The following is a 6,135-nucleotide window of genomic DNA, read 5'->3' on the forward strand; positions in this document are numbered from 1 at the left end:
AATCAACAAATAGCCCTTGGACAGTTTGAAAAACAACTCAAAGAAGGGACTCGTGTGTCGGACGAAACAAACGCCAAGGAATCTTGCCCCTCGCCACGTTCACGAGCGCGAGCCAGACATATCCTAGACAACTATTACATCGGACCGGCACGCGACGCGAGTATTCTTGAGATTTGGGCTTATACAGAACGTTTCAGTTACGAACCGGGTGAAACTGTCGGTTTGCGTGTTAGCACCACGGCAGAAACCTGGGATATGGAAATTTCAAGGGATGGAGGTAAACTCCAGTCGGTTTTGACGGTTCAAAACTTACCCGGCGTGTTTCACGAAACGCCTGAGGACTGCTCGGTCAAGGGTTGCGATTGGCCGACGGCTTACAGTTTTGAAATTCCACTTGATTGGAAACCTGGCGGCTATCTATTCAAATTGACTGGACGAAAGGGAGCTGCAGAAGTTCAAGAACACCACCTTATTCTTGTCCGACGTGCGCAGGCGACGAAACAAGCACCGATCCTTTTGTTGTGCGCAACCGGAACCTGGGTTGCCTACAATTGCTGGGGGGGATCAAATGCCTACGAAGGCATTACCGGAGCAGATGGAAAACAATTTTCGCCTATACTTTCGACACAGCGCCCTTGGTCGCGGGGATTTTGTTGGCTGCCCACTGGCGCACCACGAGCCTTGCCGGAAGCTCCGCCAAGAGTAGGCGACATGGTTCGATACCATTACATGGAATGGGCGTACGCTTATGGTTATTCCAAGAAATACGCATCGGCTGGTTGGGCAAGCTACGAACGTCATTTCGCAAAGTGGGCTGAGACTCAGGGCTATACACTCGATTACGCGACTTTGCACGATTTGCACGACGATCCAGAATTACTTGACGGCTACGAATGTGTCGTATGTGTGGGGCATGACGAATATTGGAGTCGCGAGATGCGACTGGCCATCGACACTTATGTCGAAAATGGCGGACATGTTGCGCGTTTTGCTGGGAATTTTCTGTGGCAGATTCGTCTTGAGGAATACGGACGTACCCAAATCTGCTACAAATACATCGCAACTGAAACCGATCCTGTCAGGGATACTAATGACAGCCATCTTCTGACTGGAGCTTGGGAGCAACCAGAGGTGAATTGGCCTGGTGCGCAAACTTTCGGAGCCAACGGTTCAAAGGGTGTATATGCAGGCCTCGGCAATTGCGTTGGACGCGGGAGCGGGGGGTTCACAATATACCGACCCGGTCACTGGGCTTTGAACGGCGCCCACTTGGGGTATGGCGATGTTCTGGGCGCCAGTTCGCGGATTTATGGCTATGAGGTGGATGGGCTGGATCACGTGATCCGAGATGGTTTGCCTTTCGCTACCGGTAAAGACGGCGCCTCAACGAATATCGAGATCATTGGATTGGGTCTGGGTACAAACGCCGAAACAGATCACGGTGTTACCGGCGAAACGCTATATATCGGCAAAAGTGATGCAGAATGGAAGGCGCGAGCAATGTACGGTTCGCTTACCCCGGAAACTTACGATACGGCCCTGAGGGGTAACGGAGTCATGGTCCACTGGCAACGCGGCAAGGGTGAAATTTTCAATGCAGCTACGTGTGAATGGGTTATGGGGCTAGCCCGAAAAGATTTTCAGGTCGAAATGATCACGCGAAACGTTTTGGACCGATTTAGCGGTCGGTCCTAGATTGGCAAAGGGCGCCCTTCGGCGATAGCCTCCATGGCGAAATACGAGGTCACGCTGTCCAGTTCGACCTTTTCGATCAAACGTTGGTAAACCTTGTCGTAGGACGCCATATCCTGCGTTACCACCTTAAGCTGGTAGTCATAATCGCCCCCAATCCGGTGGAAATCGACCACTTCGGGAATTGTTAGAACGTGACTGCGGAAGGCCTGAAGCCATTCCGCAGAATGGTGGCGTGTGCGAAGCATTACAAACACGACAAGGGACAACCCCAGCTTCTCACGCGCTATCCGGGCTGTTGACCCCTGCAGAACACCATAGTCGTTTAACATTTTGAGTCGCCGCCAGCATGCATTCTGCGAAAGCCCGACCCGATCGGCCAATTCACGTTGTGAAAGAGTCGCGTCTTTTTGAAGCTCTTTTAAGATGCGTGTGTCAATATGATCTATGTTCTTTGCCATTCTTAATCATATGACACAAATTTTGTAACGAACAGGCAAAAATTTGTGATGATTATGGGCCCTCCATCAATCACATTGGTGTTGCAAAAGGAGCCAACGCAATGAATTTGTCCAAGTTTCGTGCAGATATCCAAGCCGCCGTTCGCAATTCTGAACTGTGTGATGGTTTGATTGGTGAGAACGTTCTTATCCCTGGTCTGCATGGGGACGTGCCGCTTGTCTACGCGGATTACGTCGCTTCGGGTCGCGCATTGCGGCAAGTCGAAGACTTTATATCCCAACAGGTCTTGCCGTTCTACGCCAACAGCCACACCGAGGCCTCCTATTGCGGTTCTTACATGACGCGATTGCGCCGTGAAGCGCGCGCAGAAATAGCCCGTATCGTCGGCGCAAGAGGAGAGGACGCGGTGATTTTCACCGGTTCGGGCGCCACGGCGGGACTCAACCGGCTGGTCAGCTTGATGGGAGTGGAAGAGGCTGACCGGCCGGTTGTCTTGATCGGTCCGTATGAACATCATTCAAACATTTTACCCTGGCGTGAAAGCAAGGCGCGGGTCGTCGAAATTCCAGAAGGTGCAGATGGTGGGCCTGACTTGGTGTCACTTGAACAAGCATTGGTAGATCACGCGGATTCAGATTTGGTGATTGGGTCGTTCTCGGCAGCGTCGAACGTTACGGGGATTGTCACAAATCCCGATCCTGTTACCAGGTTGCTTAAATCGTACGGAGCGTTGTCAGTTTGGGATTATGCGGGGGGTGGACCGTATTTGCCTTTAGACATGGGAAGCGGCTCAGCGCGTAAAGATGCGGTCGTTGTGTCCCCTCACAAGTTCCCCGGAGGCCCTGGCGCTTCTGGTATACTGATTGTCAGCGAAAAAACCGTGAAACGCTCCAGCCCCAGTTGGCCAGGAGGCGGCACAGTCAGTTTTGTCTCGCCATGGCGCCATGACTACAGCGAAGATTTGGCCACACGTGAAGAAGCCGGCACCCCGAATGTAATCGGTGATATTCGCGCTGCCTTGGCCTTTATCGTTAAGGACGTTGTAGGCACAGACGAAATCGCAAGTCGCGAAGCCAAATACAACGAAATGGCGTTGGCCGGGTGGGGGGATAACCCGCATTTGACCTTGCTAGGTATTGAAAACTCTCATCGTTTGCCAATATTTTCGTTCCTTGTTCGTGACCAATCGGGACAACCGGTTCATCAGCAGCTGTTCACTCGGATGCTTAGCGATATTTACGGCATTCAAGCGCGGGGCGGATGTGCTTGCGCAGGTCCCTATGCCCATCGTTTGTTGGGAATTGACCGCTCAACCTCGGAATCCCTGCACACCGCATTGACCGCTGGGGAAGAGATGAAAAAACCAGGTTGGGTTCGCCTGAACTTTTCATATCTGATGAGCGAGGAGACGGTTCAGTTCATTATCGACAGCGTTAACGACCTGTCCTGCAGGACCGAAGAATTCGTCCGTTTCTATAACGCTGACCCGGCGACTGCTCGCTTCAAAGCGGCCTAATGGAATTGCTGCTTTTCTCAACGCGTTGAGACAGGTATGAGAGGCCCAGTTAACGGAGCCTCTCATGAACAAGATCACCCCGCAACCCGGTATTATGGACATCGCGCTGTATCAAGGCGGACAGTCGCGTGTGGCGGGCGTGGAGCACGTTATCAAGTTGAGTTCCAATGAAAATCCCTTTGGGCCGAGTCCCAAGGCGATTGAGGCCGTCCGCGACAGCGCAGCGAATCTGCATCGTTATCCCAGCACAGATCATCGAAGCCTTCGCCATGTGATCGGTGAGCGACAAGGGCTGGATCCCGAGCGGATCATCTGTGGCGTCGGTAGCGACGAGGTGCTGCAATTTGTTGCACAAGCTTATGCTGGTTGTGGTGATGAAGTCATTCACACTGAACATGGATTCTCCATGTACCCAATCATTGCCCGCATGGTCGGAGCAAAGCCCGTGATGGTTCCAGAGCGTGAACGCAAAGTCGATGTGGATGCCATTCTTGCGGCGGTTTCAAAACGTACAAAGGTTGTTTTTGTAACCAACCCGGGCAATCCCACTTCAACAATGATCTCACAGAATGAACTAAAGCGCTTGGCGGACAATCTTCCTGACGATTGCCTCTTGGTCATTGACGGCGCATACGCCGAATTCGTCGATGGGTTTGACGGCGGTGCAGCGCTGGTTGACCAATACCAAAACGTGATCATGACTCGGACGTTTTCAAAGATATACGGCCTTGGCGGCATGCGCGTTGGGTGGGGCTACGCCCAGCGGGATATCATCGAAGTGCTTAACCGGGTCCGTCAACCGTTTAACTTGTCACTGACCGCCCTGGCTGCGGCAGAAGCGGCTGCGCAGGATGAAGAGTATCTGAATTTCTGCCGTTCAGAAAATGCGCGATTGCGGTCGTGGCTGTCTGATGAACTGGCAAAAGTTGGCGTGCCTTCGGATCCTTCCAGCACCAATTTTATCCTTGCTCGCTTTGCCGACCAGGTCGAGGCTGAGGCTTGCGACGATTTTCTGAAAACTCGAGGTTTGATCGTTCGGCGTGTTGCGGGATACAACCTGCCGAACGCATTGCGGATAACCGTGGGCGACGAGGAGGCATGCCGCCGCGTGGTCGCTGCGATTTCAGAGTTCAAGAGGGGCGCCGAATGAGCCAAATATACGACCGCGTGGCTCTGATCGGGCTGGGCTTGATTGCGTCTTCTATGTTCTGGGCGATCAAACGCGGGGGTCTTGCTCGCGAAGTGACGGGCTACGCAAAGTCTCGGGCAACCCGAGACACGGCACGCCGCATCGGACTTTGTGATCGCATATGCGATACAGCGCAAGAAGCGGTTGAAGGCGCTGATCTGGTAGTGCTGTGCGTACCTGTAGGTGCCATGGGGGCCGTGGCACGCGACATTGCGCCCGTCCTTAAAATCGGTGCAACGGTCTCGGATGTTGGCTCGGTCAAACGCCATGTCATTCAGGATGTTGGACCTGCGATCCCAGAAGGTGTTCACTTCGTCCCGGCGCACCCTTTGGCAGGCACCGAGCATTCGGGGCCTGAGTCTGGATTTGCCGAGCTTTTTGACAATCGCTGGTGCCTGCTTGTCCCCGTTAAAGGGTCCGATCCTGACGCAGTCGCACGTTTGCGGGCTCTGTGGGAGGGTATGGGATCCAATGTCGATGAAATGGAAGCTGATTACCATGATCTTGTTTTGGCAGTTACTTCGCATGCGCCGCACCTGATCGCTTACACTATGGTTGGTGTAGCGGATGATCTGCGCCGCGTAACGGATTCCGAAGTGATCAAATACTCGGCCGCCGGTTTTCGGGATTTCACACGGATTGCTGCGTCAGACCCTACTATGTGGCGGGATGTTTTTCTGACGAATAAGGATGCCACGCTAGAGATACTAGGACGCTTCACCGAGGAATTGTTTGCGTTGCAACGTGCGATCCGCACCGGAGATGGTGAGCAATTATTCGACTATTTCACACGTACTCGCGCTATTCGTCGTGGAATTATCGACGCGGGACAAGACACGGACGCGCCGGACTTTGGTCGTGGAAAGGCACCGGCATGAGACCTGTTTGGGGTGCAATTGCTGTATGTTGTGCCACCTGGTTGGGTGAACCTGTCCAGTCTGCTTCGCCTTCCACGTCGCTGCATCCGTTGCCGCGACCGGACAGGACAGCCAGCGCCACTCCTGCTGCCACCATTGCCGCAGCTTTGCCCTTGACCCTACCGAATATGCGACCGCAATTGCGCCCCGCATCGCCACAGGAAGTCGCTGCTGCCGCAAGGGCAACTGACTTGCCCTTGTTGGGGCCGGACATATCGCCCAAACCCTTTAAAAGACCCAAAGCATTGGAACAGCAGGTCTTGTTCAAAAAGCGCAAACTACGCAAATCATCAGTATGCGGAGAAATTGAGATTCAGGGCAAAGCGGTCGGATCGGTCTCAAGTCGGACCAAAGCCTGT

At 53.5% G+C, this 6,135-nt stretch carries 5 protein-coding genes and 1 pseudogene; 5 read left to right on the forward strand and 1 reads right to left on the reverse strand.

The genetic code is table 11. The features are described 5' to 3' along the window. The first annotated feature begins 54 nt into the window (after positions 1 to 54). The gene (locus AC2FNV_RS16965; protein WP_170607313.1) at positions 55 to 1,695 is read left to right on the forward strand and encodes a N,N-dimethylformamidase beta subunit family domain-containing protein; all 1,641 of its coding nucleotides are present in this window, start codon (positions 55 to 57) and stop codon (positions 1,693 to 1,695) included. Here the strand turns inward: AC2FNV_RS16965 and AC2FNV_RS16970 are convergent. Continuing rightward, a complete protein-coding gene (locus AC2FNV_RS16970) occupies positions 1,692 to 2,153 on the reverse strand; it encodes an Lrp/AsnC family transcriptional regulator (RefSeq protein ID WP_170478331.1) in 462 nt (153 codons plus the stop codon). The genes AC2FNV_RS16965 and AC2FNV_RS16970 overlap by 4 nt on opposite strands. 101 nt (positions 2,154 to 2,254) lie before the next feature. On the opposite strand from AC2FNV_RS16970, the gene AC2FNV_RS16975 reads away from it, so the two are divergent. From AC2FNV_RS16975 to AC2FNV_RS16990, 4 genes and pseudogenes are all read left to right on the forward strand, one after another. Next, positions 2,255 to 3,670: an aminotransferase class V-fold PLP-dependent enzyme gene (locus tag AC2FNV_RS16975; protein WP_170607311.1), complete on the forward strand. Its 1,416-nt coding sequence runs from the start codon at positions 2,255 to 2,257 to the stop codon at positions 3,668 to 3,670. A 64-nt stretch (positions 3,671 to 3,734) separates the two neighbouring features. Continuing rightward, positions 3,735 to 4,820, forward strand: a complete 1,086-nt coding sequence (gene hisC / locus AC2FNV_RS16980; protein ID WP_170607309.1) for a histidinol-phosphate transaminase — start codon at positions 3,735 to 3,737, stop codon at positions 4,818 to 4,820. After that, positions 4,817 to 5,737 carry a prephenate/arogenate dehydrogenase family protein gene (locus tag AC2FNV_RS16985; protein ID WP_170607307.1) on the forward strand — a complete coding sequence of 307 codons (921 nt, stop codon included), beginning with the start codon at positions 4,817 to 4,819 and terminating at the stop codon, positions 5,735 to 5,737. Before hisC ends, AC2FNV_RS16985 begins: the two co-directional genes overlap by 4 nt. Next, positions 5,734 to 6,135, forward strand: a pseudogene (locus AC2FNV_RS16990) (extensin family protein); the annotation flags it as partial. The gene AC2FNV_RS16985 and the pseudogene AC2FNV_RS16990, both read left to right, overlap by 4 nt.

It is taken from the genome of Ruegeria sp. BHSA163 (genome assembly GCF_059613365.1).